At 64.7% G+C, this 25,574-nt stretch carries 31 protein-coding genes; 7 read left to right on the forward strand and 24 right to left on the reverse strand.

What is annotated here, in order from left to right:
• Positions 1-33: 33 nt before the first annotated feature.
• Positions 34-660 carry an L-threonylcarbamoyladenylate synthase gene (locus ACNPP0_RS29120; protein WP_046805958.1) on the reverse strand — a complete coding sequence of 209 codons (627 nt, stop codon included), beginning with the start codon at positions 658-660 and terminating at the stop codon, positions 34-36.
• An 86-nt stretch (positions 661-746) separates the two neighbouring features.
• Between ACNPP0_RS29120 and ypfJ the strand changes: the two genes are divergently transcribed.
• The 3 genes from ypfJ to ACNPP0_RS29135 all read left to right on the forward strand — a co-directional run bounded on the left by ypfJ (position 747) and on the right by ACNPP0_RS29135 (position 3,082).
• Complete coding sequence (gene ypfJ, locus ACNPP0_RS29125; protein ID WP_332611825.1) at positions 747-1,598, forward strand: KPN_02809 family neutral zinc metallopeptidase; 852 nt, start codon at positions 747-749, stop codon at positions 1,596-1,598.
• A gap of 186 nt (positions 1,599-1,784) precedes the next feature.
• A complete protein-coding gene (locus tag ACNPP0_RS29130; protein WP_448707839.1) occupies positions 1,785-2,321 on the forward strand; it encodes a hypothetical protein in 537 nt (178 codons plus the stop codon).
• Positions 2,318-3,082 (forward strand): hypothetical protein, encoded by a 765-nt coding sequence (locus ACNPP0_RS29135; protein WP_046805961.1) that lies wholly within the window; start codon positions 2,318-2,320, stop codon positions 3,080-3,082. Before ACNPP0_RS29130 ends, ACNPP0_RS29135 begins: the two co-directional genes overlap by 4 nt.
• Here ACNPP0_RS29135 and ACNPP0_RS29140 read toward each other — a convergent pair.
• From ACNPP0_RS29140 to ACNPP0_RS29150, 3 genes are all read right to left on the reverse strand, one after another.
• Positions 3,079-3,351 (reverse strand): hypothetical protein, encoded by a 273-nt coding sequence (locus ACNPP0_RS29140; protein WP_332612040.1) that lies wholly within the window; start codon positions 3,349-3,351, stop codon positions 3,079-3,081. The genes ACNPP0_RS29135 and ACNPP0_RS29140 overlap by 4 nt on opposite strands.
• A 230-nt stretch (positions 3,352-3,581) precedes the next feature.
• Positions 3,582-4,238 (reverse strand): N-acetyltransferase, encoded by a 657-nt coding sequence (locus ACNPP0_RS29145; RefSeq protein ID WP_332611823.1) that lies wholly within the window; start codon positions 4,236-4,238, stop codon positions 3,582-3,584.
• Positions 4,239-4,393: 155 nt separating this feature from the next.
• Positions 4,394-5,131 carry an ArsR/SmtB family transcription factor gene (locus ACNPP0_RS29150; RefSeq protein WP_332611822.1) on the reverse strand — a complete coding sequence of 246 codons (738 nt, stop codon included), beginning with the start codon at positions 5,129-5,131 and terminating at the stop codon, positions 4,394-4,396.
• Between the two features lie 87 nt (positions 5,132-5,218).
• Between ACNPP0_RS29150 and ACNPP0_RS29155 the strand changes: the two genes are divergently transcribed.
• The gene (locus tag ACNPP0_RS29155) at positions 5,219-6,514 is read left to right on the forward strand and encodes an MFS transporter (RefSeq protein WP_448707840.1); all 1,296 of its coding nucleotides are present in this window, start codon (positions 5,219-5,221) and stop codon (positions 6,512-6,514) included.
• Here the strand turns inward: ACNPP0_RS29155 and ACNPP0_RS29160 are convergent.
• The 3 genes from ACNPP0_RS29160 to ACNPP0_RS29170 all read right to left on the reverse strand — a co-directional run bounded on the left by ACNPP0_RS29160 (position 6,474) and on the right by ACNPP0_RS29170 (position 7,913).
• Entirely contained in the window at positions 6,474-7,106 is a 633-nt protein-coding gene (locus ACNPP0_RS29160; RefSeq protein WP_332612038.1) for an FMN-binding negative transcriptional regulator, read from the reverse strand. The genes ACNPP0_RS29155 and ACNPP0_RS29160 overlap by 41 nt on opposite strands.
• A 124-nt stretch (positions 7,107-7,230) precedes the next feature.
• Positions 7,231-7,425: a hypothetical protein gene (locus ACNPP0_RS29165; RefSeq protein ID WP_046805965.1), complete on the reverse strand. Its 195-nt coding sequence runs from the start codon at positions 7,423-7,425 to the stop codon at positions 7,231-7,233.
• A gap of 146 nt (positions 7,426-7,571) precedes the next feature.
• The gene (locus tag ACNPP0_RS29170; RefSeq protein WP_448707841.1) at positions 7,572-7,913 is read right to left on the reverse strand and encodes a hypothetical protein; all 342 of its coding nucleotides are present in this window, start codon (positions 7,911-7,913) and stop codon (positions 7,572-7,574) included.
• Between the two features lie 133 nt (positions 7,914-8,046).
• Here ACNPP0_RS29170 and ACNPP0_RS29175 point away from each other — a divergent pair, with 133 nt between their 5' ends.
• The 3 genes from ACNPP0_RS29175 (at position 8,047) to ACNPP0_RS29185 (ending at position 11,158) form a co-directional block, all read left to right on the forward strand.
• The gene (locus ACNPP0_RS29175) at positions 8,047-8,214 is read left to right on the forward strand and encodes a hypothetical protein (RefSeq protein ID WP_448707842.1); all 168 of its coding nucleotides are present in this window, start codon (positions 8,047-8,049) and stop codon (positions 8,212-8,214) included.
• Positions 8,215-8,377: 163 nt separating this feature from the next.
• Positions 8,378-9,367 (forward strand): Lnb N-terminal periplasmic domain-containing protein, encoded by a 990-nt coding sequence (locus ACNPP0_RS29180; RefSeq protein ID WP_448707843.1) that lies wholly within the window; start codon positions 8,378-8,380, stop codon positions 9,365-9,367.
• Positions 9,368-9,385: 18 nt separating this feature from the next.
• Positions 9,386-11,158: a hypothetical protein gene (locus tag ACNPP0_RS29185; RefSeq protein WP_448707844.1), complete on the forward strand. Its 1,773-nt coding sequence runs from the start codon at positions 9,386-9,388 to the stop codon at positions 11,156-11,158.
• Positions 11,159-11,174: 16 nt separating this feature from the next.
• Here the strand turns inward: ACNPP0_RS29185 and ACNPP0_RS29190 are convergent, their stop codons facing one another.
• From ACNPP0_RS29190 to ACNPP0_RS29270, 17 genes are all read right to left on the reverse strand, one after another.
• The gene (locus ACNPP0_RS29190) at positions 11,175-11,645 is read right to left on the reverse strand and encodes a carboxymuconolactone decarboxylase family protein (protein ID WP_332611816.1); all 471 of its coding nucleotides are present in this window, start codon (positions 11,643-11,645) and stop codon (positions 11,175-11,177) included.
• Positions 11,646-11,868: 223 nt separating this feature from the next.
• On the reverse strand, positions 11,869-12,135 hold the full coding sequence (locus ACNPP0_RS29195; protein ID WP_332611815.1) for a hypothetical protein: 267 nt from the start codon (positions 12,133-12,135) through the stop codon (positions 11,869-11,871).
• Positions 12,119-12,613, reverse strand: coding sequence for a hypothetical protein (locus tag ACNPP0_RS29200; protein WP_448707845.1), 495 nt, complete (start codon positions 12,611-12,613; stop codon positions 12,119-12,121). Before ACNPP0_RS29200 ends, ACNPP0_RS29195 begins: the two co-directional genes overlap by 17 nt.
• A gap of 57 nt (positions 12,614-12,670) precedes the next feature.
• Positions 12,671-12,961: a phage holin family protein gene (locus tag ACNPP0_RS29205; RefSeq protein ID WP_332611813.1), complete on the reverse strand. Its 291-nt coding sequence runs from the start codon at positions 12,959-12,961 to the stop codon at positions 12,671-12,673.
• Between the two features lie 42 nt (positions 12,962-13,003).
• Complete coding sequence (locus ACNPP0_RS29210; protein WP_332611812.1) at positions 13,004-13,609, reverse strand: tail fiber assembly protein; 606 nt, start codon at positions 13,607-13,609, stop codon at positions 13,004-13,006.
• A 17-nt stretch (positions 13,610-13,626) separates the two neighbouring features.
• Complete coding sequence (locus ACNPP0_RS29215; RefSeq protein WP_448707846.1) at positions 13,627-16,059, reverse strand: pyocin knob domain-containing protein; 2,433 nt, start codon at positions 16,057-16,059, stop codon at positions 13,627-13,629.
• Positions 16,059-16,724: a baseplate wedge 1 family protein gene (locus ACNPP0_RS29220; RefSeq protein ID WP_332611810.1), complete on the reverse strand. Its 666-nt coding sequence runs from the start codon at positions 16,722-16,724 to the stop codon at positions 16,059-16,061. The genes ACNPP0_RS29215 and ACNPP0_RS29220 overlap by 1 nt, the downstream gene beginning before the upstream one ends.
• The gene (locus ACNPP0_RS29225; protein ID WP_448707847.1) at positions 16,724-18,175 is read right to left on the reverse strand and encodes a hypothetical protein; all 1,452 of its coding nucleotides are present in this window, start codon (positions 18,173-18,175) and stop codon (positions 16,724-16,726) included. The genes ACNPP0_RS29220 and ACNPP0_RS29225 overlap by 1 nt, the downstream gene beginning before the upstream one ends.
• 26 nt (positions 18,176-18,201) lie before the next feature.
• A complete protein-coding gene (locus ACNPP0_RS29230) occupies positions 18,202-18,570 on the reverse strand; it encodes a contractile injection system sheath initiator (protein ID WP_448707848.1) in 369 nt (122 codons plus the stop codon).
• A complete protein-coding gene (locus tag ACNPP0_RS29235) occupies positions 18,570-19,265 on the reverse strand; it encodes a Gp138 family membrane-puncturing spike protein (RefSeq protein ID WP_448707849.1) in 696 nt (231 codons plus the stop codon). The genes ACNPP0_RS29230 and ACNPP0_RS29235 overlap by 1 nt, the downstream gene beginning before the upstream one ends.
• On the reverse strand, positions 19,262-20,212 hold the full coding sequence (locus ACNPP0_RS29240; RefSeq protein ID WP_332611804.1) for a phage protein: 951 nt from the start codon (positions 20,210-20,212) through the stop codon (positions 19,262-19,264). Before ACNPP0_RS29240 ends, ACNPP0_RS29235 begins: the two co-directional genes overlap by 4 nt.
• Complete coding sequence (locus tag ACNPP0_RS29245) at positions 20,199-20,531, reverse strand: phage baseplate plug family protein (protein WP_332611802.1); 333 nt, start codon at positions 20,529-20,531, stop codon at positions 20,199-20,201. The genes ACNPP0_RS29240 and ACNPP0_RS29245 overlap by 14 nt, the downstream gene beginning before the upstream one ends.
• Positions 20,528-21,115 carry a phage baseplate protein gene (locus ACNPP0_RS29250; RefSeq protein ID WP_448707850.1) on the reverse strand — a complete coding sequence of 196 codons (588 nt, stop codon included), beginning with the start codon at positions 21,113-21,115 and terminating at the stop codon, positions 20,528-20,530. The genes ACNPP0_RS29245 and ACNPP0_RS29250 overlap by 4 nt, the downstream gene beginning before the upstream one ends.
• 8 nt (positions 21,116-21,123) lie before the next feature.
• Positions 21,124-23,526, reverse strand: a complete 2,403-nt coding sequence (locus tag ACNPP0_RS29255; protein WP_448707851.1) for a tape measure protein — start codon at positions 23,524-23,526, stop codon at positions 21,124-21,126.
• A gap of 148 nt (positions 23,527-23,674) precedes the next feature.
• Positions 23,675-24,160 carry a phage tail assembly chaperone gene (locus tag ACNPP0_RS29260; protein WP_332611798.1) on the reverse strand — a complete coding sequence of 162 codons (486 nt, stop codon included), beginning with the start codon at positions 24,158-24,160 and terminating at the stop codon, positions 23,675-23,677.
• Entirely contained in the window at positions 24,160-24,588 is a 429-nt protein-coding gene (locus ACNPP0_RS29265) for a phage structural protein (protein ID WP_332611796.1), read from the reverse strand. Before ACNPP0_RS29265 ends, ACNPP0_RS29260 begins: the two co-directional genes overlap by 1 nt.
• 13 nt (positions 24,589-24,601) lie before the next feature.
• Positions 24,602-25,574, reverse strand: a 973-nt coding sequence (locus tag ACNPP0_RS29270) for a DUF3383 family protein (protein WP_448707852.1), incomplete at its 5' end; no start/stop codon positions are given.

Genomic DNA, 25,574 nt, shown 5'->3' on the forward strand with positions numbered 1-25,574 from the left:
CCGGCACGCAAGGGCAAAACAGTAATAGGGAAATCAGGCAAGGCCAAGCGTGGCCGGGTCGCCGCGGCCCACGCGCACCACGACGGGATCGTCGCTGGTGAGGTCAATGACGGTGGTGGGAGACTGCGCGCACGCGCCGGCGTCGATGATGGCGGCCAGCTGATGGTCGTAGCGTTCGCGGATGGCTTCGGCGTCGTTCAAGGCCTCGGTTTCGTCCTTGGGGATCAGCGTGGTGGACAACAGCGGCGCGCCGACTTGCTCAAGCAGGCCCAGCATCACGGCGTGATCGGGCACACGTATGCCGATGGTCTTGCGCGACGGATGCGAAACGCGTCGCGGCACTTCCTTGGTGGCTTCCAGAATGAAGGTCCACGGACCGGGCGTGGCGGCCTTCAGCAGGCGGTATTGCTTGTTGTCGACGCGCGCGAAATGGCCAATTTCAGCCAAGTCGCGGCACAGCAAAGTCAGGTGATGTCTTTCGTCCAGACCGCGTAGCCGGCGCAAGCCGTCCGCGGCGTCCTTGTCGTCCAGCCGTGCGACAACGGCGTAGCTGGAATCAGTGGGTACGGCCACAAGGCCCCCATCGTTCAGCCATTGGGCTGCCTGCTTGAGCAGGCGAGGTTGAGGATTCGCAGGATGAATAGATAAATACAGAGCCATGGGTTTATCCTAACACTCTTGAATGCCGCCAAGTAAAGCGCGGCGATGCAAAATGGCGGGAACGCCGACCCGCCCGGAGAAACAGTATGCGCCTCGATGACTCGCGCGAAAGCGACAATGTGGAAGACCGACGTGCCAGCGGTCCCCGTATCGGCGGTCGTGGAACCATTGGCATCGGTACGATAGTACTTGCCTTGGTGGCCATGTATTTTGGCGTGGACCCCAGCGTCGTCCTGCAAATGGCCGAAGGCCCGACCACCACGCAAGAAGCCCCCGCGACCAAGCCTCCCGTCAACGACCCGCAAGCGCGCTTCGTGGCCAAGGTGCTTGGCGAAACCGAAGACACCTGGGGCGCCATCTTTCAAAAAGACTTGAACCGCCAATATGTCGCGCCCAAGCTGGTGCTGTTTCGCGGCGCAACGCCCACGGCGTGCGGCACGGGCCAATCCGCAATGGGGCCCTTCTACTGCCCAGGCGACAGCAAGGTGTATATCGACCTGGCGTTCTTCGATGAACTGCAAAACCGCTTCAAGGCGCCCGGCGATTTCGCGCAAGCGTATGTAATCGCGCACGAAGTCGGCCACCACGTGCAGCATCTGCTGGGCATTTCGGATCAGGTCGACCAGCTGCGCCGGCGCAACCCGTCGCAGGCCAACGCCTTGTCGGTGCGCATGGAATTGCAGGCGGACTGCTTTGCCGGCCTGTGGGCGCAGCGGGCCAACGCGGCGCGCAATATCCTGGAAGGCGGTGATGTCGAGGAAGCGCTGGGCGCGGCCACCGCCATCGGCGACGACCGCTTGCAAAAGCAGGCGCAGGGTTATGCCGTGCCGGACTCTTTCACCCATGGCTCGTCGGCCCAGCGCGTGCGCTGGTTCAAGCGCGGCCTGGAAAGCGGCAGCATCAAGCAGTGCGACACCTTCGGCGCCAGCGCGCTGTAGCCCGGCGCTGAAATCGGACATCGCGCCCGGCCCGCAAGCTGTATATCCATACAGCTTGCGGGTTTGCACTGACTCCATCTTGTAAGATTACGCCCCCTCGCCCTGTTTGCCCGCACGCGCACCTGCGCCGCGGCGCGAGCGGCAGAGCGCATTGGTAGCGCAATTCAAAGACCCTAGATTCGTTTTATGGCCAACAAGTTCGAACCGTTAATTACCGTTGATGAGGTGCAAGAGATTCTTGCCGAACCCAAGGAAACCGTAAAACCGATCTCCTGGATCCCAAAGCCCGCGGCCAACAACATCCAGTGGATGGAATTCGCAAGCCCCTGCAAGGTCAAGGGCGACGCGCGCGACGACGTGATCTTTCGCGTGACCTATCGCGGCGCGCGCACCGTGGTGCACGGCCAGGCCACGATCTTTCTCACCGAAGCGTTTTGCGCCAGCTTGTTTGTCGGCCCGCATCGCGTGTTCGGTGTCGATACCGATGACTCTTTCCATACCAGCCTGGTGGGCGAAGGCCGGCCGCACTTTCGCAAGCCGCTTGCGGATCGCAGCCACGAACATATCTGGGAGGACGAAGGCGAAGGCTATGCCGAGCCTATCGTGCCCGCCCTGCACACCATCGGCGCGCTGATGCAGTATTTCCTGCCGCGGGCGAACCTCACGCTAGTGGGCGGTTTTGCGCATCCCCTGAAAGGCCGCCAAATCGAACTGATCCTATGAGCAATTTTCTGGAAGCCTCCGGCTGGACCGTCCTGCCGGCCGGTGAACACGCCATACGCGCCGTCGCCCCCATGACGTTGGGGCTGGATGGACAGCACGCCGCCTTCTTCATCGCGCATCCGGACGATGCCACCTTCTATCTGACCGACGCCTGTGAGACCTCGATGCACGCGTCCAGCTACGGCATCGAAATCGGCCCCAAGCGCATCGACATGCTCAATGAAACGCCCGGCGTCAGCCTGGCGCACTTCGACCGCGACGGCGCCATTGTGGCGACCGGCCCGAACGAGCAATTGCAGGAAGCGTTGTGGGATGCGGTGAAGCTGGCGATGGCGCTGTCGTTCCAGTGCGCCAAGTGGATGCCCCGTTTCAGCCAGCTGCGGTTTCGTGCCCAGGTGGGCCGCGCCCTGGCCGAGGGCGTGGGCGTGAATCGCATGGTCAAGGGCGCGCGCGCCAAGGGCAGCAGCGGCCACACCGCCGACTTCGCCTTCGCCGTGCGTGCGGCGGGTAGCACGGCGCTGACCTACATCGAGCCGATTGCGCTGAAGGCCGGCAAGAAAATGGACTGGACGCAGGTCTATCAAACCCACGGCAAGATGTCGGACGTCAAGATGGCGGATGCGCGCAATTCGCGCATGGTCATCCTGGAAGACGGCGCTACCGCCGAGGAATTCAAGAAGGCCGTGACCATCCTGGAGCAATCCGCAACGGTGCAGACGCTGGCCAAGACTCGCGATTGGCGGGAAGTCTTTTCCGGCTAGGACGGCATGTTCGTCAGGCCGTCGACGATTTCGCGGCCATGCAAAATGGCCGCGTGCACGGCTTCGCGCGGGCTATAGACGAACCCGCCGTCCGCAAAGCGCGGCACCGGATATTCATCGCCACCTTCTAGGACGGCGCCGGCCTGAACCACCATGACCGATGCAATGAATACGGGGCCGCTTTGCAACGCTGAAATGTCAGCGTCCTCGCCCCGGGACACCTTGGCCGTGAGCCGGTATCCCTTGTAGATCAAATTGTTCTGATGCACTTTCGGATGCCCTCGTTCTGCGAATGAGCATACCCCGGCATTGATGACAGTCCGGATATGTTTTGTAACCTCGGCAGCCAATAGAAACATTGTTGCACGGCAACAATTGCGTCCCCGTTTCCGGGTGAGACGTAGCCGAATCGTGGCGATCGGCGCAACGCCAAGCGGGGCGCGGGGTTTGAAAGGGCGACGCTTTTGCGCACCGCCCCCCGGCCAAGGCGTTACGGGGATTACCCTAGGTCATGTTGCGAAATCGCCTCTTTGACCGAAATCATGCCCGTCAGGCGCATGTATTCCGGAAGGGCCCAGCCGCGTCCCAGCAGGATCATGCGCGTGTGCAAGTCTTCCTGCACGCGCTGCGAAACCGCCTTGCCCAGATAGCCAAGCTGCTTTTTGCGCAGGTCTACAAACCCCAGTTCGTAGTCCGCCGCCAGCCCCATCCACAGGCGATGCGCACCCACCGACTGGCGGGCACCGCTGATGATGCACAGGCCGGCATCCAACGCCCAGCGGTACACGGCGGTGGCCAGGCCCATCCCCTGATACGCCGGCGCGTACTTCGAATGCGGCGCGCGTACATAGGGGTCAGCCCGCTTGCCCACTTCGATCAGTCGATTAAAGACGGTATAGCCGGCCACGCGGTCACGCCGCACATCCACCACGTACACGTAGTACTCGCCATCGGCTTCGCGATAACGCAGCACCAGGCCGGGGATGTCGGTATGAACCTCCGGCAACGCATACAGGCGGTCCGACGGCCGCTGCATCCGTTGATGAATGGCGTCCAGTTCGTTCTGAACTTCCTCGGGAGCGTGATTGACGTCGATGCGTAGTTCCGAAATCAAACCGGCGGGAAAGCAAATTGCGCGCAGCGCCAGGGTAGGCAAGGCCACCTCCTGAAAAACGTTGATAAGGCTAATGGGAAAAAAAGGTCGGGGGGATCATGTTCAACACAGCTTGAAGACGGGCCCCGCACACGCCGGGCTTCGGCCACGGCCGACGAAAAAAAAGCCGCATTCGCGGCTGGAATGGCTATGTTCGATCAAGCCGCCGCATGCGCATCCCCCTGCATCAAACCGTCGTCGGCATACGCGTCCGGCATGCCGAAGAACGCCGGAAATTGCCGTGCGCCCTTGCGCGTGACGGACAGCGCGCGGGAATCCAGGTCCTTGGTGATCCACCCGCGCTGCATCAGGGCGTCCAGCAGCGCCGCGCCCAGCGCGCCGCCCAGGTGCGACCGACGCTCGCTCCAGTCCAGGCACGCGCATGCAAAACGCCGGCGGCGCAGGCGTGCCTGGGCAACGTCAACGCCAATCTGCGCCATCGACGCTTCGCCCAGGGGTGTCAGCGCGTAATCGCGGCCGTCCTGCGCCAGCCATTGGCGGGCCACCATGGCGTCATGGACGCGCACGGCCAGCGTGCCGGCCATGTGGTCGTAGCAGGTGCGCGCGTCGCGCAGCGCGGTCGGCGTGCTGGGCTTGAACGGTACGCGGTCGGCGCCGGCCACCACCAGCAGGGCCTCAAGCGCGTGCCCCACGTCCCCGTTGGCCAGCCGATAGTAGCGATGCTTGCCCTGCACGGCCATGTCGACCAGGCCCTGTTCACGCAAGCGTTGAAAATGGCTGCTGGCGGTGGACGCCCCGATATCGGCGGCCGCGGCCAGCTCAGTGGCGGTACGCGCGCGCCCGTCCAGCAACAGGCAAAGCATGCGGGCGCGGGCAGGGTCGGCAATGGCGCCGGCCACCGCGGAAAGATTGATGTCGGCGAACTTGGATTCCATGATTCGCTGTGGACCAAAGTGTTGTGTGCAAGGCGTAAGCATACTGCGCCCTATCGCAACATGACATCCGGACAAATCAGAAAAGCCATGCCCAAGTCATCTTCGTTCTTCGGTTGGAAAGTGCTTGCCGCCACCTTTGTGCTGGCCGTCTTCGGCTGGGGCGTCGGTTTTTACGGGCCGCCCGTGTTCCTGCACGCGGTGGTGCAACGCACCGGCTGGAGCGTCGCGCTGGTATCAGGCGCCGTCACCCTGCACTTTCTTAGCGGCACGATCGTCGTTGCCAACCTGCCGCGCCTGTACCGCCGCATCGGCGTGGCGGGGGCCACGTTCGGCGGCGCGGTGCTGCTGGCCTTGGGGGTGACCGGGTGGTCGATGGCCGCATCGCCATGGCAGCTGTATGGGGCGGCGGTGCTTAGCGGCATGGGCTGGGTGGCCCTGGGTGCGGCCGCGGTCAATGCGCTGATCGCGCCGTGGTTCGTGCGGCGTCGCCCGTCCGCACTGGGCATGGCCTATAACGGCGCCAGCGTGGGCGGCATTGTGTTTTCACCGCTGTGGGTATTTTTGATTGCGCAGGCGGGCTTCGCCCAGGCCGCGTTGTGGGTGGGCGTGGCCATGGTCGCCGTCATCGGAGTCTTGTCGCGCAAGGTGTTCGCGGTAACGCCACAGCAGCTGGGCCAACTGCCGGACGGCGATAGCACGGATGCGCCCGCGCCGCCGGCGTCCGCCACGCTGCCCCGCGTGTCGCGCCTGTGGCACGACCGCGCGTTTCTGACGCTGGCCGGTGGCATGGCATTGGGCTTGTTTGCCCAGATCGGGCTGATCGCGCACCTGCTGTCGTTGTTGGCGCCCTTGCTCGGCGCGCAGACCGCCGGCCTGGCGATGGGGCTGGCCACCGCGGCCGCCATCGTCGGGCGCACGCTGGTAGGCGCGCTGATGCCGGCCGGCACCGACCGACGCAAGGTGGCGTGCGCGGCCTATGCCGTGCAAATCTGCGGGTCGCTAACGCTGATGCTGGCCCCCGACGCTATGTGGGCGGTGTGGCTGGGCGTGATTCTGTTCGGGTCCGGCATCGGCAATGCCACGTCGTTGCCGCCGCTGATCGCGCAAATGGAATTCGCGCGTGAGGACAGCCTGCGCGTCGTGCCCTTGATCGTCGCGCTGTCGCAAGGCGCCTATGCCTTCGCGCCCGCGCTGTTCGGCTTGCTGCGCGCCGTGCTGGATGCAAGCGGACACGCCATGGTCGGCTTCCTGGCGGCGGCGGCCCTGTTGCAGGCCGCTGCCATCGTCTGCTTTGCCGCTGGCAGCGGCCAGGCGGCGGTGCGCCGTACGCCGCCCGCCACGATCAAGCCGGCGGGCCCCGGCGCGCCACCAGCGCAGCCATGACCGTATCGCCGGCCTCGTTCACCAGCCCTTCCGCCACGCCTGCGCGGTCAGCCGGCGTTCGGTTCTGGCTGACCTTCCATTTGCCTTCGATGCGCGATATCGGGATCTCGATTCCGATAATGGCTCGCATCTGCGCCGCGATGAAATCCGCCGGCGCCTCGTCCACGCTCCAGGGCTGTGCACGCGCCTTTTCCTGGCTGGCGGTCAGCGCTTCCAGCTGCGCGCGCAACCAGGCGGGATCATCCTGGATGACCGGCGTGCCCCACACATGCACCGCCACGAAATTCCACGTCGGCACCACCTTGTGCGTCTGCGCCTTGGTGGCGTACCAGGACGGCGTGATGTAGGCCTGTGCGCCATGAAACGCGATCAAGCATTCCCGCCCGGCCGCCAAATGTGCAAGCTGCGGGTTGGCGCGCGCCACGTGCAGGCGCAGCACGCCATGGTCGCCTTCGGGATAGAGCAGACAGGGGATGTGGTTGGCCATCAAGCCCCCCTCGCCGCTGGTCATGACGACGCCCAACGGGTGGGCGCGGATAAAGTCGTGCTGGACGGCAAGGTCGTCTTCGCGAAAAGCGGATGGCAGATACATGGTGGGCCAGGCGTTGTCAGGGAAAAACACAACATAACGCCATCGTGGCCCCATGCACAGGGCCATCGCTTTACTGTTTTATAGAGCCACTTCGGCAACCCCGGCAGGGCGTGCGCGGACAGCGTTATCGTCGGACACGCTCGTAGGCTTGGTTCATGCGTTCCCGCGCCTGCGTCTCGCGCGCGTAGGCGCGGTCGTAGCTTTCCAGGCACCCGGGCGTGGGGCTGGGCCACTTGATGGCGGCGATGGCCGCGGTGAGTTCATCGCGGGCGCGCTGCCATTCCCGGACAGCGGCGTACCAATCCTTGGCGGTGTCCATAGTTGTCTCCCTATGTGCACGCTTTCCCTTTGCACGCTTTCCATCGTAGCGCCGCGCATGCAACGCGCCGCGCGCTTTCGCCATCAAAAAAGGATGAGCGCCAGGCCCTGACAGGGTTAACCCCTCGAATCTGTTGCGGCCAGCCCTCAGATCGACGCGCCGCGCAACTTGCGTAAAATCCCGCAGCCCGGATGGTGCATGCGTCCGATCTTTGGGGTCGGCTGCGGCCGGATGCCACGCTTATAAGCGTCTTCGACTCGCGCGGCGGCAACCCGTTTTGCGCTGGACCAAACAAAGATCGATTCATCAGCGCGCGCGCCGCGCCATTCCATCAGGGCGACGGGCCAACAGGACCACGCCTTGAGCTTGAACGCGTGGCGTTTCCAAACCGGATGCGTGGGCCGGCATTGCATGATCGGCGCCGGGCACGCCGCATGCAGAGGCGTCTTTCGTCTCGTTGCCGACGACGTGTCGCCATCGGGGAACATCGCCGACGCCGCCCCGGTCCAAACCCGAACTTTTTTCTTAAAAAATCACGATGTGATGAATATTGACGTCAACCCTCACTTACTCACAGCCACGGCTAATGCTACTGTTCCGCCTGTGCAAGGAGTACATGCAATGGATCAGAAAACGAAGCCCTGGGCCTTTCCCAAGCCTCATCCGGAAAACACCCCACGTGGTGAGCGCAACAAACAGGAGTTCGACGCTCCTGCCGAAGTCAAGAAACCCGCGCCTAAACCGCGCGCCAAAAAAGAACCGACGGCCGCAAGCCGGGCGCGTTCATGATGTTGCCGACCAGGACGCGCGCCGCCGTTGCGGCGTTGCCCGTCCCGGATCGGCCCCGCCGCCGCCCGTCGCCATGACGGGCCCGCGCCGACCTCCCCGGCGCAATTGACGGCTTAAATCAAGCCCGGCCATACTCTGGCGGCCTCGAACGCCTAGAGATCCTATGACCGCATCCATTTTGCTTGGCATCACCATCACGCTGGTCGCCGCCTGGGGCGGCTTGGCGCTGTGGATACGCGCGCCGTTGGCCCGCGCGCCAAGGGGCTTGCTGACCGCGGGCTGGTTGATGCTGGCTTGCGCCGCCCTGGCCGGGTTGGTCTGGCCCACGTGGCGCCCTGCCGGCTATGGCTTTGCAGTGGTCGCGCTGGCGCTGGGCCTATGGTGGGCACGCTTGCGCGCGTCGAACGACCGGCCGTGGATGCCCGAAGTCTCACGGCAGACCCTGGGGCAGGTGGATGGCAACGTTGTCACGCTGCAAAACGTGCGCAACTTCGACTGGCGCAGCCGCACCGACTTCACACCCAGATGGGAAACGCGCCGCTACGCGCTGGACGAACTTCAATCGGTGGACGTTGCGCTGTCGTACTGGGGCCGCCCCGCCATCGCCCACGCCTTGGTGTCGTTCGGATTCGGGCAGGATCGCTACGTCGTTTTCTCGGTGGAAATCCGCCGCAAGGAAGGCGACCGCTTTTCCGAGATCGGCGGCTTTTTCAAGCAATACGAATTGAGCCTGATCGCCTCGACCGAAGAAGATAGCCTGCGCGTGCGCACCAACGTGCGTGACGAAGACAGCTACCTGTACCGCATCCACATGCCGCTGGACAATGCGCGTTCGTTATTCCTGGCGTATGTGAACAGCGCGAACCGGCTGCGCGACACGCCCCGCTTCTATCACACCGTGACGGGCAACTGCACCACCATCGTGTTCCAGATGGCGCGGCGCATCGTGCCCGGGCTGCCGCTGGACTATCGCCAGCTGGCGTCGGGGTATCTGCCCGAGTACTTCTTTGATTTGAACGTGCTGCAAGGCGCGGACAGCGCCGCGCAATACCGCGAACGGGGCCGCTACACAGAGCGCGCTCGCGCCCACGGAAATGCCCCGGGATTCTCTCAAGCGATCCGGCAAGGCGTGCCGGGCATCGATCCTTCGTAGCTTTTTCACGCGCGCATCATGACAACATCACCCGCCCCAGGGCTACGCGGCAGCGGCAAGATCAACGGCGTGTTTTTCAACGCGGCGGGCGATGTGGCGGCGGTGGCGTCCACGTTTGCGTTACTGGCCCACCCGCGCGCGCGCGCCGCCTATGGCGGGCGCACCTTGCGCTACCGGGTAGCGTTGTACCGCCGCGATTCGCTCGTTCCCTTCGCCGCCTTTGACGACCTGCATTATCCCGTCAACGATGTGGCGTTCCACCCCACCGGCACGACAGTCGCCATTGGCGGCGGCAGCTACGACGGCGGCTATTTGTTTGAAGGCGAACTCATCGTCTGGGACTGGCGCGAGACGCACGGCGTTCATCTGTACAACCAGGTTCCCGAAGTGGTGCGATGCCATTACAACGCGGCGGGCGACCAGATCGAAGCGTGGGTGCGGCCGTGGGACGACGGCGATGATGCCCGCGACGCCTTCGACGCCTTGTTCCGCGTGCAAGCGCCAGCGCCTTGCCCCGGTTCGCAAGCGCTGAACGTGAACGTGGATGCAGCCCCCAGCGTCCCTGCCGAGTTGCGCGCGCAAGCCTTGCGCGCCCCAGATGTCCAGCAGCTGGAAGCGCGCCTGCAAGCGTGGTTCGGAGTAGCCGGATGGACGCGCCGGGGGGCCATCCTGGATGTGGCCTGGCTGGATCGCGACCGCTACGCCGCCGTGCACGAGGGCTGCCAACTAGAGGTCCACCACCGCAACGGCGATCGCCTTGCCACCCACAGCGGCGCGGGCCACGGCGTCGAGATCCTCACATCCGGCAAGGACGTACTGGTGCATGTCGTCCAGACCGGCCAGGCTGGCCAAATTGTGGGCAGGCAGGACGCGCGGCTGTACACGTACACCGGCGCCGGTGCGGATGCCAGCGCCCACACCCACACAACCACCAACGCCGGCCTGCAACTGACGCGCGCCTATGACGGCGAATTCACGTTTTCCGCCACGCCCCAAGGCCGGATCCTGGGCCGCCAAAACCGGGTTACGGCGGCCCCCGGACAGGCGCGCGATGTGCTGCTGGACCTGGCGACCGGCGTCGAGCATCGTCCAGACCTTGGCCATTACGACTGCTTCAACCACTACCTACGCATCCGCCACGCGCCCTGTCTATTCCTGCTGCAAGGCACGCCCGCCAGTTCGCACGAACGCAAAACCCTGTGCGTGGTGCAACCCGATGGCCCCGTGCGCCGGCTATGGCCGGTTTTAAAAACCAGCAACGATGCCGCCAGCCACGCCATGGAACTGTGCGGCGCCTACGTCGACGATGCTCTGGGCCCCGGCCTGGTCATCGGCGGCAAGCACTATTCGCCCAACGTGCGCGCGCCCTACTCCGGCTTTATTTACCGCAAGCCCTTGGGCCGGGATCGCGAACTTTGGCGGCGCCCCATCCCCGCATCGCCCAGCGCCATCGTGCACATGCCCGCCTTGAACCTGATCGCGGCCGCCTTTCTTGACGGCTCGCTGCAACTGATCGACGCGCAAACCGGCGTGCTGCGGCGCTATGCCCGCGTGCGGGTCGACGGCTTGCCAACGCTGATCTTCGCCATGGATGCCGACGCGCAATCGCTGGTTGTCGGCACGGTGGATGGCACGATAAAAGTGCTGGAAGCGGGCCAATTAGGTGGCGCGCCGGCTGATGCGCCCGAAGAAAGACGCCAAGCTTCCGATCGGGCCGGGTCCGATAGAGGCGCTGACAGAGAGGCCAACGGCTATGCGCCGGACACCTCTTCCGTCATCGATCTGGACTGACGACAGATCGCATCCTTCAATCCGCCGCCCGCGCAGCCGCCTTCGTGGCGGCCGGCGTCGCCCTGAACGAGACGCCCAGGCGGTTGAAGGCATTCATCAGCCCGATCGCATAGGTCAAGTCCGCCAATTCCTTGTCGCTGAACTCGGCGGCGGCCGCGGCATAGTCCTCATCCGGCACACCAGTATCAGCCACGCGCGTCACGCTTTCCGCCCACGCAAACGCCGCGCGTTCCTGCTGCGTGAACACCGCGCCCGCTTCATGCCACACCGGCACCAGCACCAGCTTGTCCACGGTCACGCCCTGCTTGATAAGGTCACGCGAATGCATGTCGATGCAATAGGCGCATCCGTTGATCTGCGACACCCGCAAAAACACCAGATCAATCAAGGTTTTGGGCAGGCCGCAGTGCTGAAGATAAACATATACCCCGCCAAAGGCCTTGTACCCGTCGGGCGAAGCTTTGGCATAGTCAAGGCGAGCATTCATGATGGCATCCTGATAAAGACATTTCAGAACCGCTATCGTGCGCCTTCTTGGCCCAGCCGGACAGAGCCATATCGCGCAATATGGACTAGGTCATGATGGCGCCCCGTCACACAGCCGGCGCCAGACGGCATTGCCATCCCGGATCTGCCGCCGGACGGAAGCCGGCGTGGCATCCACCTGCGCCGCCGTTTCAAAGAAGACGGGCCGCGCGTGCTCGCAATACTCAACGCCCACCCGGGCCGGCGCCGCGCACCCAGTCACGCTTAAGCTCGTCAGCAATGGCAGCATCGTCCATCCGAGCCGTTTGATGTTGCACATCCCTTACCTCCTGCCGAACCTGCTCGGCCTGCCGATTGATTTGCGTGTCGCGCCCCTGGCGTTCGGCGCGCCCCCCCACGCTGCGCCCTCGCAGATACGCCAGCAGCACCACGGCGCTCGCGGCCAACGCGGCCACCGCCAGGGTCTTGAACCGTTCAAGCCACGCGAACATGCGGTTCCCCGATAGCGGCCATGGCTTGGGCATACAGCGCGTGCCAGGTGTGCGGATGCGGTTTGCCGGGGCGCCAGGTGCGCAGGTACAGCGCCCAGCCGGTGTCGGCGTCGCCCACGTCAGGCAAACGACGCGGGTCGGTCCACAAGAGCAGACGCGCAAAGCCGGCGGCAAGCACGTCGTCGGCCTCCAGGGCGGAATAGACGGCGTCCGCGGTGGCCGCCACGTCGCGGGCGGCGCAGAACCGGCGGGCAGGTCCGTAAGTGGCAGCATGCGTCAACACGCCTCGCACGCCACCGCCTTGCTCGAACTGCCAGAAGCCTCGGGCCGGTCCACCCACTTGGCGACGATGCAGAAAGCGGCTTTCCTGCAAGCCGATAGCCAGCAAGAGAACGCGGGCCTGCGGCGTGTCCATCGCGGGCGGAAGCAGCGTCAAGGCAGGGCTAACTGTGTAATCACAAATCGCGTGTAGGTCCATAGGCGCCTCTCAACTTGTCCGCTGACGCACTACACCCGAAGGGGGCCCAATACATAATCACTTCGCCCCGCCTCCAAGTTTGAATGCAAGGATCCGCCGCGCAGCAACCTCCAGCACCTGCTCGCCTAGGATGCCGACAGCCGCCCCGGCGCCGACCAATACCGGCATCGGCGCGGTCGGATACGGAATCAGCAACAGCGTGACCACGGTTGACAGAGCGCTTCCGAGAATCACTCGTCCGGCCACCACACGCCACGGCAGTTCTTCCTTGTTTGTTAGCGCACGGCCAACCGCCACCAGCGCGCCTACGCCGGCCAGCCATGCAAGGGTTCTTTCCCAATCGGACATACGACCTCCATAGACAAAAAGACCTGTCGAGACGAGCGTTCGCTAGACGACGGCTTCAGGCCGCGTCGGCCACGAGACATTCCGCGGAAAACCCGGGTCGGATTCGACCCGATTCAGCGCGATCCGGTAGCGTTTCCAGGCTTGAAGCAACGCCTCCTCTCCAGCGAAAGGGATGCCAAGATCCGCCGCATCTTGCAACGGGGCAATACGAATCGCTGCTTCCGCAAGCAACGCGTCGCGTTGAGCGAGTGCGCGAGTAGCAACAGCCTCTTGCGGCTCGGGAGGGCGCGGCAATGTAATGGGTTGCCCATCAGGATCAGCCGCAATGACTCGGCCCAGAGCCAGCTGTGCCTGAATATCGTTGGCCAGAGAAACACTCACGGGCACAGAATCCGAGGGAATCGCCGCCGCGCTATTGATACCGGTATGAAAGAACATCAATTCCGACGGGCTGAATACGATTCTAGGAACGGTCGAAGGCCGCCCGTCCTCCCGGACGATGAGCAGCCGATCGCCGCTTTTTATTTCCGCAAGCAATTTTTCCGCCAGTGTCGTACTCACTTCGACACAATCTGCGGGTAGGCGATCCCCGGGTTCGCCGGCCAAGTTGTAGAACTCTTGCATCGACGCGCTAAACATCCATTTCATGTCGTTTCCTCGTTTCGTTATCGTGGCAAGCAGAACAGTAGCCATTGCACGCCCCTAGGCGCGGCAATGGCTCCTCCACCGGGGCCAGGTCGGTAGGCAGCGATCTGCATTTTCGTGGCTGACTCAATAAGGCTGACCTCGCACCATGCGGCCGATGCAGCGGATCCTACGTTGCCATAGCATGTCGCTACATAACCGAGGATGTAGCTGGGGACATAAGGAGCAATGGTGTAGCTGTCATAGCCTGCTGAAGATCCCCACTGGATGACGAGATTTCCCGACCCTGGCAGCCGCTGGAACCCCTGTCCCTCCAGTCGACTGTTGGGGCCACCGAACGCCCGCGCCATCAGCTGCGGCGTCAGGAGCCGGTAATTGTCGTTGCCGGCCTGCGCCAATACATCGGTCGCTAGACGCGCATTAACCGCTATGGCAGCGGTCAGAGGCGTCATCGAAGACGAACCGTCTGCGCCGGCCACAGCTTGATCCGCTGTTGCGAGCTTCACCAGACCGGACTGTGTCGCAGACGCAAGATCATTCTCTAAGATCCCTCGCTGCCAAGGCGACCACGTCTCGCCGTATCTGGCACGCGAATACGTCGCGCCTGAATTGAAGACCGTGTACATCTGCGTAGAGATAGTCTGGCCGGCTGAACCGACCAACAAGGTCCCTGCGAGCGGCACCGGATAATTTCTCGGCAGCGTTGCATCGCTGCTTACGCTTTGGCCGTACAGCCCGGGAGCGATCACCGAGTTCAGATTCACCGATTTCAACGGATTATCCGCCCCCAGCCCGAACGCATTACCCAGGGTCAGAATCCGCCCAGCTGTCGCGTCGTTTGGGGCGGTTTGCGTATCCAGTTCATGGGTGTGGCTGGTCGACGTGACTGCGTTTGTCGTCACGGCGCTCAGCTTGGACGGTGTGCCCAGGGCCACAGTGCGGTTGGCGCCCAATGTACCGCCGCCGCTCAGGCCGTTGCCAGCCAGAAGTGATACGGCTGCATTGGCTTTCAGCTCCAAAGCGTCCTGCAGGCCGTTTACCGTGGCGATATCCGCACGGCCGAAAGCCAGATTGCCGCTCGCCAAGGTCTGCGACACGGTCTCAAACGCCGTTACCGGCTCGACCTTCCAACCCGCGCCCCAAGCAGCCACCGACGCGCCGGAGGTGTTGTATTTGGCTTGCACTTCCGACACGGTCAGGCTTGCGTATGACCAGGACTTGGTTGTGTCGCCGATCCAGATGCATGGAAGGCCCGCCGCGTCCGAACCGAACCTGACAGGCAGATCGGAAGCCGCGCTGCCCGCCAGCACCGTCGCCCCGCAGCGTGCCCATGCCTTCGTTGTTTGCACGTAGCCATGGATCAACAACGACACCGGCGGCACGCCGTCCAGGTACTCGAACACATCCACGCGCATACGCAGCATCGTGTTCGCGCCGACCGCCGCGGCGGGCAACGTGATTTTCATCGCGCCCACCACGGTGCCGGTATGCGTGGAATAACCCCCACCATCCGGCAGCAGGACATGCGCGGTGCGTCCCGATGCGGTATTCGTTCCGTACTGGGCGCCGATCGCCGCGCCCGCGCCAAGCACCAAAGGCCCGCTGATATCGCCGCCGGTCTTGGGCAGCGCCTGGATGTCTTCCAGCACCTGCGCTGGGGTGCGGGGCACCAGCGCGCCGGTTCCCGCGCCCGCCACATATGAACCTGCCGCCACGGTTGTCAGGCCCGTGCCGCCGCGCGCTACAGGCAAGGTGCCGGCCGATGCCTTCGAGACATCCAGCGCCGTCACGTTCAGCGCCACGTTGCCCGACCCGTCAAAGCTGACGCCGGCCGCCGTCGCCCCGCCCGAGACCGAGAACGTGCGCGCCGCCGCAAGCTTTGTGGCCGTCGTCGCGTTGCCAATGGCGACTTCGCCGGCCGCGGACACGCGGCCCTTGGCATCCACCGTGAACGTCGGCACCGCATTGGCGTTGCCGTAGCTGCCGGCGGTGACGCCGCTGGGGCTGAGCGTCAGGCCCAGGGAAAGATTGGCGGACCCGTCGAACGAACCGGCACCCGTGGCGTCGCCGGTGGCGGCGATGGTGCGCGCCGTTGCCAGCTTCGTCGCCGCACCCGCCGTTAACGACGTGGCCGTGCCGGAAAGACGCGCCACCGGCACCGTGCCGGTCTTCAGGTTCGCGGCGTTCAGGTTCTGCTGCGCGTAGCTCAATGCATCGGAACTCGTGGCCGCCAGCGGTCGGCCCGTGACCTCGGCCAGGCCGTCCAACTGCTTGTACAGCCACGCCAGTCGTTCGTCGGTGGTCTGCTGCACCTTGTTGAATTGCTCGACCGAAGGCGGCACGGATCCGATGAACGACCAGCCGGTCTTGTACTGCTGATCGGTGATGCTTTCCGTCAGGCCGTTTTGTGCCCAGGTCGATTTGAAAAGGTCAAAGAAAGTGGGGTCTGCCATCAGTAAATCCCTCGCGCCAGGACGCCGACGCCAAAGCCAAAGAAACCTTGCTCGCGAAAGCCGAAGGGCTTGTCGGTCGAGCCGGTGATAAGTTGCACGCCGACGCCGGCGGCTTGGGGTACCCACTTGTAGGGGTTGCCCATCAGTGGATCGTTGGGGCCGGGAATGCGGCTGACCCAGATGCGGATCTTTGCGTTGCCGGCGTTTTGCACAACGACCCGGGTCACATCGAAGATCGGCTTGAGCGAACGGGCGATCTCCGGCGTGGTGCCGTGCCCGTTGTTCAAGGCGATCTTCCAATACAGCAGCTTCCGATACTCCGCATCCAGCAGCGCGGTGGAGCCGGCCACCGGCCGTTCATTGGCGCGGCGAAATCGCGCCTGGCCGAAGCCGCCGACGCTCGGCTGCCCTTCAAACCCGAAAAATCGCAGGTAGATCGCTTCATCAATCACGCGCGGCAAGCCGACGATCTCACCGATGCCGTCCAACTGCCTGCCCACCGCGGTGTCCAGCCAGCGGTCTTCGTATAGCGCCCGCAGCGCGCCTTGCAGCCCGTCCGCGGGTTTGAGCAGCGCCTTGACCAGCGCCTCCAACCGCCGCTTGGTTTGAAACTGGCCCAGCCAATGGCCCCAGGCAACCTGCCCGTGGTTCTGGTGCAGATCCATCACGTCACCTCGATGCGCGACAGATCAAACGCCGCCACCTGGAAATCCTGGATCGCCACGTTGGCCGCGCGAAAATCCGAGGGCGCGGGCGTAAAGGCCGGGTTGGTCGAGAAAGCCAGCGCCAGGTCCACGGACGCCAGCCCAGGCGTGCGAAAGATGGCGCCGTAAAGCCGTTGCAAGACGACGTCCTCGCCGATGGAGAAGCCCTCGCCCACCGCCGCCAGGCTCTGGGCAATGCGCTGAAAGCCGTCGGGCGGGAATGCCTGCTCGGAGGGCGGCAGCAGCGTGGTGGCGCAACGCACCCAGAGGTACACGCGTTCAGGCCGGTCGAAACGGATCAGATGGTTGGCGCCCTCTTCATCCTTGACCACCACCTGGCGCTGACCGTGGGTATCGATGCCCGCCGCCACCACGCGAAAGATGGCATCGGCCACCTCGTCGTCCAGGCCGCCGTCGGCCACCACGTGCACGCTGTGCGGCGGGCGGCCCTGCGGGTCCGGCACGTCGGTGCTGTTCATGAAGACTTTCACGACGCGCACGCCGGCCACGCGGTCGCGCACGTTGGGCGCAATACTGGGCAGCGTTGCCGCGCCCAGGCGGAACAGGCCGGTGGTGTAGCGGGCCCGCAGCTGGGCGGCGTTTTCCGCCAGGCGTCCCGCCACGCCCGCTTGCAGATTGTTGACGGCGTCCCACCCGTCTACCTGGGTGACGATGCCGTTCAGGTCGCCCACGTCGGCCCCTTCGTCCGACGCGTCCACCGTTGTCATCAGGCCGGGCGCTCCCAGACGAACCAGCGACAATGCGGCGGACCACGCGAACGACGCGGCTTGCCGCCCGTCCGTGTGCAGCCGCACGGAGACGCCGTCGCTGGACACCGTCAGCCCGCTGCCATTCAGTGCGGCCACCAAGCCCGCCAGCACCTGCGGCAAATTCGTCGTGACGCCGCTGGTGTAGGCATAGTCCACGCCGTCGATCGACACGGTATAGGCGGTCTGGGCAGCGACGGCGGGTTGCAGCGTCACATCCGCCGCCGCGCCCGGCAGGATTTGCACGGCACTGTCCAGCGCCCATAAGTTCTGGCTGACGCGATGCCGCGCTTGCGCGCCGGCTGGCACCGTTGTACCGGCCGCGCCATACAGCACCACATAGGCGCGCGACGGCTCGTCGCGAAAGCGCGATACGCCGGTAAACGACACGGCGCGGTCCAGCGAGACGCCCGTCGCCGAACCCGGATACATCGCGTAGTAGACGCCTTCGGCCTGCTCCCACAACGTGGCTTCGCGTTCCGCGAAGGTGTCGATCAGCAGGCCGGTAATACTGTCCGGGCGGGTTTCCACCGCCCCATTGAACCCGGCCGATTGCATGCGAGCGCGCAAGTCGGCCACGATTTCCTGGCGGATTTCGGGCAGGCGTGGTCGGACGAACCCGTCCGGTGTGACACCGTAGGCCATAGTTACCTCGACAAAGTTAAGGGGAGTTAAGACGCTTGAAGCAAGATCACGCGTTCCAGTCGTCCGAAGGTGGTGTCGACCTGGTAGGTCACGCGTAGCACGCGCAGTTGGCGTTCCAGTTGCAGTTGCATCGCGCTGACCTGCGTCACGCCGGGCACCGCGCGGATGCGGGCACGGAAGATGGCTTCAATGCCGGACCGGTCGGGAGACTTCACCAGGACGTCCTCGAAGTAAGGAACGCCAAAGGTGGTGTCCAGAAACCACTCGCCCATGAAGGCGAGCAAGGTGGTGTTGATCTGCTGCGCGATGCGGTCGGCGCCATCCACGAATGACGCGCGGCCTAGCAGGTCCAGGTCCAGATCGCGGTCGGGAGATAAAGCAAGGTCCAGTGCCATCACAGCGGCCCCTGGGTCGTGCCACCCGCGTAGGGGTGACGGTGCGCGTCGCCGATATTCGTGCCGTTATGAGTGATCGCGCCGCCTTCATAGGCCACCCCGCCCCGAATGCGCATCGACGCACCGCCCTGGCCGCCCTCGCCCGCCATGCCCTGGGTATAGGTCAGCGGTCCGTTGATCGTGACCGGCGTGTTGAAGGTGGTCTGTTCCGCCTGCACCGTCCACGTCTTGACATGAAAGCTCAGGTCGCCGGCGGGCGACAACTTCAACGTTCCCGGCCCGTACTGGATGCTGACGTTCTGCGTGTCCGCCGCCATCGTGCCCGGCCGCAGCAGCGGCGAGGCGAACGCGTCGGATAAATCGAACTGGCGCGGATCGTCCGGCGGGCCGTTATCGCCGCCCAGCCAGTTTTCCAATGCACGGGCGGAAAAAGACAGCTTGATCGCATCGCCCGCCGCCAGCGGCACCGAGATCAACGCCTGCGCGCCGTGCACATCGCCTACCGGCCAACACACCGGCACGCGCACCACCTGGGGCGGCAACAGCACTTCGCCATTGGCCAGCCGCTTGGCCAGCGTGGGGCGCGCCGTGACGAACGTGCCGTCATACGCGACCACTTCGCCGGGCAGCGTTGTATAGATGTCCGCCAATTCCGTGGCGATAAGACGGCGGATAAGGGTTACCGCATTGCTCATGTCTGTTCCTTTTTGGATGGCGCGACCTGGGTATCCACCAACGTCAACTCCGTTTGCCAATCACCGGCTTCGCTATCGCCGGTATGACGCACGGTTTCAACGCGTTGAAACGCCTGGACGGACCGGCTTTCCAGCTTGACCAGGTCGCCGGGGCTGATGGTGGGCAGCAACAGCGACTTGACCTTCCAGCCGTCGCGCTGTTGCTGGGCGCTGGCCGGCTTGGCCGCCGCGGCACGGGCAGCGGGCGCGCTCGCACCCGCCTGCGCCGACGCCTTGCCTTTCGACTTCGCCTTTTCAGTGGCCGCTTCCCGCGTGCGCTCGGGTTGGCCCAGCAGGCCACTGTCCACGGCCAGCACAACGGCTTGGCGCCGCGTGGTGCCCAGCCGCTGGACCACCTGCAATTGCTGGTTTTGAATCGACCATTCCAGCCCGGTCCCTTGCGTCACTTTGTGCAGCGCGGTGCGCGCCGCGCCGTAGAAAGAAAACCCGTGCTCCCAACGACGGTCAGGCACGTCGTCGGCCATGACCAGCGGCAAGCCCATCTGCCGTGCAATGTCGCGGATGATCTCGCGGGCGCGCGCGCCCGGGCCCAGGCCGATCGACACCGCCGTATCACGCACTTCGATGTAGCCGTCCTTGACCGTCAACTCAGTCACGACGTCCGGCGGCCCATAGCGCGTATAGGCAAACACGATGCTGCCCGACGCCATCAACAAGGGGCCGCCCTCTTCGGCATAGCCCGCATACAGCACGCATTGCAAGCCGGGCTCTTCCAATGAACGCCGGGTTTGCTCGGCCAGGTTGTACACGCTGATCTTGGCGTCGTTGGGCTCTTCGGCCGCCGTCTTGGCGATATCGAACGTGATGCGCATCGGGGGCATGATTTCCAGGCCGCGCGCGCCACTTTTGCCGACCAGCAGGCGGTAGACGCGATCAAACCTTGCCATCAACCACCTCTGCCGCGTTGACGTACAGCAACGCCACTTCGCCCGACGGCAGCGCCGACCGGCTGATGGTGTCGCGACGGTCCGGCGCCAAGGCCACCAGTTCGCCAGGGGGCACGGGCAGATGGCGGTAGCCCGCCAGCAAGCGCGTGTCCGGCACCACGGCGATGCCGGCAACGACCAGCTCGTTGTACGCGTTCTCGATGGACAGCACCCATTGCTGGGCCTCGCTGTTCCAGGACAGCCGCAAGAACACCGTCATGCCGTCCAGCTCCATTTCGATAAGGCTGTCGTTGGCGTCCGGTACGAGTATCTGGATCATGGGTTCAAACCCTTTGCCGAGTTGAAAGTGTCGCGTTGCTTCGGGCTGGCGGGCACGCCGCTTTGCTTGCCCGCGTTGGCCTTGGTCGACCCGGCCTTGCCCCTCGCGCTGCCCGAGGTTTTTTCCGGAGGAATGTCTGCCTGCCGCAACGTCACCTTGCGGATGCGCTTGAACATGGCGGACAACTCGTAACGGTCGCCCGCCGTGTTGGTGCGGCCGATGGAGCAGCTTTCCATCACGAAGTCCACGTAGACGTCCATCCCCGTCGTGATGGTGATGGGCAGACGATCCGCATGGATCTTGCGCAGCGCGTCCTTGGCGCCGATCAGCTTTGACCGGCCGGCGCCCAAGGCCGCGCTCCGGAAGCCGCCCAGCAAGCTGATGTCGGCGGCAGTCACCCACCCTGTCAGCGTCAGTTGCTCGGGCTCCTGGCCCACGTGGTCGGTGACCGGCGGGCCGTCTTCCACAGCGAATGACGTGGTTCGGCTGTTGAGCTGGGTGGTTTCGTTGACCAGCGCATCCAGCGGCAAGGTGCCGATGCTGCTGCCGCCGTTCCATCCAAAGATCATGGAAACAAAGTTCATTAGGGCTCCTATCCTGGGCTTTCGACGCCGGGCGTCAGGTCGTACCAGTGCGGCAGGCCTTGAAGACTGCGTTGCTGCCCCTGGCTCACGCCTTCCGCAACCGCTTTTCTCACCACCAGAGGATCGCCGGACGCCACGTTCACGACGAAGTTGTTGCTGCTTTGAAAGCTGAATGGGGCGCCGATGCGCGTCGGTACAGGACCGATCACGGACACAGGCGGCACGACCAGCCCCGCTGCGCTGCTTGCCGTCGTCAACCAATTTGGCGCCGCGTCCGGCGACCAGCCGTCCATCACCGACGCCTGGTTGCCGGCGTCGGGGCCTGATTGGCCCGGTAGCAAGCTCTTGAGCCAGTTCTTTGCCGCGCGCGCCTTGTCGATCACCCAGGTCTGGATGGCGCGGCCGATCTCCTTGACGGTGGCGACCATGCGGCCGCCCATGTCCGAGAAAAACGTCCACAAGCCGTTGAAGGCGCCCGCCCAATGCGCGATGGCCCCGTCCCAGTCACCGGTAAACGCCGCGATCACGCCGCTGACCAGACCGCTCCAGAATTTCCAGATGGCCCCGATGTATTCGATGACCGGCCCCAGAAACGAGTCCATGGCCATCGCCATCAGCGCATCCCAGGATGCCGAGATGTACGCCTTGATGACGTCCCAGTTTTCCCAGATTTGCCACAGCGCGACGGCCAGTATGCCGATCAGCGAAATGATCCGGCCGATCGGTGTCATGGCAAAAGCGTTCCACAACATGGGGACCACGACCCGTGCCAGGTTCAGCAGGAATCCGCCGACGGGCGACAGGATTTGCCACAGGCCATAGACCATCACGGCAATCGACCCGAAGCGCTGGATCCACGGCCCCAGCGCCTCGCCCGCACCGCCCAGCAAGTCCTTCACGACCGTCAGCACGGACGACACGGCATCAAGCTCGTCCTGCCATTCCTCCACGCCGCCGATCCAGCCGCCCATAACCGACTCGCCCCCGGCCAGCCAACTGGCGATGTCTTCACCGATCAGATAGATCGTGCTCAACACCGCCGCCATGCGCAGCATGGGTGCTATCGACCGCGTCCACACCGACAGCATCCGCATGGCGCCGGCCGGGCCACCGCGCAGCGCCATCGCGGCATCCAACCCGAGGGCGGCGCGTGTCGCCGCGATCAGCGATTGAAACAGGCCGCCCGACACCGCACTAGCCCGCCGCAGCCCGTTGCCCAGCGAGACCAGCCCAATGCTGGCCCCCATCAGGGCAAGCAGCTTGACGACCGCGTCGATGTGGTCGGCCAGAAACAGGATCGACGTCGCGACGCCGTTCAACACGCCGCGACCCGCCGGCAAGGCCTGCCCCAGGTAGCGCTGCATGGCGTCGTTGAACACCGTCATTGCTGCCGTGATGGACGCGGGCGCGCCCTCGGCTTCGGTGCGCATGGCCGGCAATTGCGATTGCAATGCCGGCAACGCCCGATCCGTCGTGACCTGGCCGCTCTGCACTTGATCGCGCAGCTGGCCACGGCTTAGATCGAGCCCTGCGGCCAATGCGTCCTGCATGCGCTGGGGCAAGGCGTTGAATTGCCCCAGGTCCAACCGGCCTTGCTCGACCATGTTCGTCAGTGCCGTGACGATGCCGTCCCGGTTCTGAGCCGGCGTTTGCGACAGGCGCATGCTCAACGCCACGGCTTCCGTGATGCCGGTGGCTTCCTGCCGCGTGCGTCCATGGTCTTGCAAGGTCCGCGCCGGCCGTGCGTACGTGTCGACGTTATCGGCATACGGCGTGCCACTGGTGCGTGAGACGCGGGCAAGATCGCGGTCGGCTTGCACTGCGTTCCCGTCCGATCCGGCTGCTTGCAGCAAGCGCGCCTGGATCTGCACCCACGCGTCGATGTCGCCAAGGACGCGCTTGAGCGGCGACGCGCCCAGCGTCAGCTGGATGGCACCGCGCAGACCGCCTAACGCCGCGGCGTGCTGGCGAGGCGCCGGAATGCCTTGAGGCCTGTGTCCGGCCGGGCCGCTTGCGGCTTGGCCATTAGCAGTTCGGCCATTAGCAGTTCGGCCATTAGCAGTTTGGCCATTCGCGGTTTGACCCCTTGCGGCTTGGCCGTTTGCCGTCCGCGGGCTTGCCATCTGGCCAACGGCCATCCGACCGACCGCCATCTGGGCAACGGTCATCTGCGCAATCGTCATCCACGCGCCGGGCATCCGCGCGCTTGCCGATGGCCCTGCCTTCGCTTGCGGCGCGTTCGGCACGCCGGGCAACACATCCGCCAGCGCCTGGCGCATCGCGGCGCCCGCCCTGACGCTTGCGGCCACCATGGCCTGCAACGTCGACTCGAACGCCTGCCGATAGGCGTGCAGCCCGGATTGATCCACTTGGTAGCGCAGCAGCGTCACCACCTCTCGTACAACGATCATCGTTACCTCGCCTTGTTATCTGCCGCAGCCTGCGCGGCCTGCTGGGCGTCCATCAGCGCGTTGAGCTTCAGGATGTCCAGCAGATCGACGTCGCCGCGCTTGACGGCGTCCAGGCTGACATGGCGGGCCAGGATGGGCCGCCAGATGATCAGCTCTCGTTCGAAGCCTGCGTCGAACCGCCCGACAGGCTCGCCAACGTCGCGCGGGCCGGACCAAAGCGGCCGGCCCAACGCGCCAAAGGGCCGGCGAAGTTGTGCTCAAGAATGTGGAACAACAACTCCAGGATCTCGGCATAGTCCGCAAACGCCAGCCCTCGGTGCGCCGGCGTCAGCTTCTGCGGCTCGCGGCCGGCCAGTTCGAAGCTGACCAGCTCCGGGTCGATCAGGCGCTCGGCCCAGCCGGCCAGCGCATCGCCGCCCAGCTTGGCCGACAGTTCCCGGAACGCATTGAGCATCGCGTTTTCGTCGCGGCCTTCGCCGGCGCCGTCCGCGCTGAACACCGAGGTCAGCATCGATCCGGCGGCCGGCAGCACTTCTTTTTGCAGGTCGCCCAACAGCTTGAGCTGGCGGAACGGATCAAACCGTGAAATACGAAAGACGGTCGATCCGACGCTTACTTCCTTGATGGCGCTCATCAGCTATTGCCCCCGATGACGTGGATGGCCGGGCCGGTCTCGATCGTCCATTCACGGCTGCCGACCTTGGCGCCGTAGCCCGCGTCGGGCATCTTGACGATCCACGCGGAATCCGAGGCGTGCAGCGACGTGCCGCGCAGGTCGGTCACGGAAATCGGTACCGCGCCGTTGCCCTCGGTGGCGCGGTCGGCCTGGTGCAGCGCGGTCAAGGCGGCGTTGCTGGCGCTGGTCTGCATCAGCGTCAAGGTGATGCGCAGGCGCGAGTCGCGCGACATCGACCGCGCCACCTCGCCGTCGACGCCGACGACCGAGGCGATGCCTTCGCCGATCTCCGTGACGGTGACAAAGGTGTCTTCTGCCAGGCCCGAAATGGGCAGCGCGCCCATCACGATCTTGACCTGGTTGGGTGCGTAGGTTTTGACTGACATGGTTATGCCTCGATTACAGTTGTTGGTAGGTGAGGTTGCCCTTGATCTCGGCAACATGGATGGCGCCGGCCAGGCGGGCGCTGAAGCTCAGGTCGCGCAGAATGCGGTTGGCCTTGTCGTTGGACGACACGCTGGTCGCGCGCGGCACGTTGATGACGAAGCCGGGAATCTTGCGGCCCGCGTCATCGATTTCGTCGGGCGCGACCAAGCCACGGCTCTGGCCCAGCAGCAATGCCTGGCGGATGCCGTTGACCAGGACCTGGATGCCGGCGTCGGTGTAGGGCACCTTGCCGTTGGCGTTGATCAGCTGCGATGCCACGTTAATCTTGACCTGCTCGGCCAGCCAGTCGCGGCCACGGATCACGTCGATCCATTCGCCGGCGGCGACCTTGCCGTTTTGCGTCACGGCAAAGTTGCGCATCTGCTCGAACGTGTTGGCATTTTTCGCATGCGCGGCCAGCGCCTGGCCTTCGGTCAGGCTGTCGTAGGTCACGCCCGAGAGCCGCGTGTTGGCCCAGGTTTCACCACCCGGATAAAAGGTGAAGCGGTTGGCGGCGACGGCGGCGTCCAACGCTTCGCTATCGGCCTGGCCGTGGTACCACACGTGCGTGCGGAAATACTGCTTCTGCTGGCAGCGCGACGCAATGTCGTTGGACACGGCGGCGTCGATGATGCCGGCCTGCGCGCTGGATACGCCGAACAGGCGCTCGTTCGATTCCACCCATTCGGCGGCGTCCAGCACATCCGCTTCAACACGGCTGGCCAGCGATACGCCGTACCAGTCGCCGTTCTCGCGCAGGCACGCGTTCAGCGCGGCCGATGGCGTTTCGGTGCTGACCGGCGCGGCCAGTTCCAGGTTGCCCGTCACGGCAATGGCGACGGCCTGGCCGGTCACATCGGCGGTCCCCGCAACGTCGGCGCCGGTTGCGGTGGCTGTCACCGGTGCGTCGGTCTCGGCGATGGCGGCGGCCAGAGCCGTCGCCCGC

This window comes from Achromobacter semiaridum, assembly GCF_053543755.1.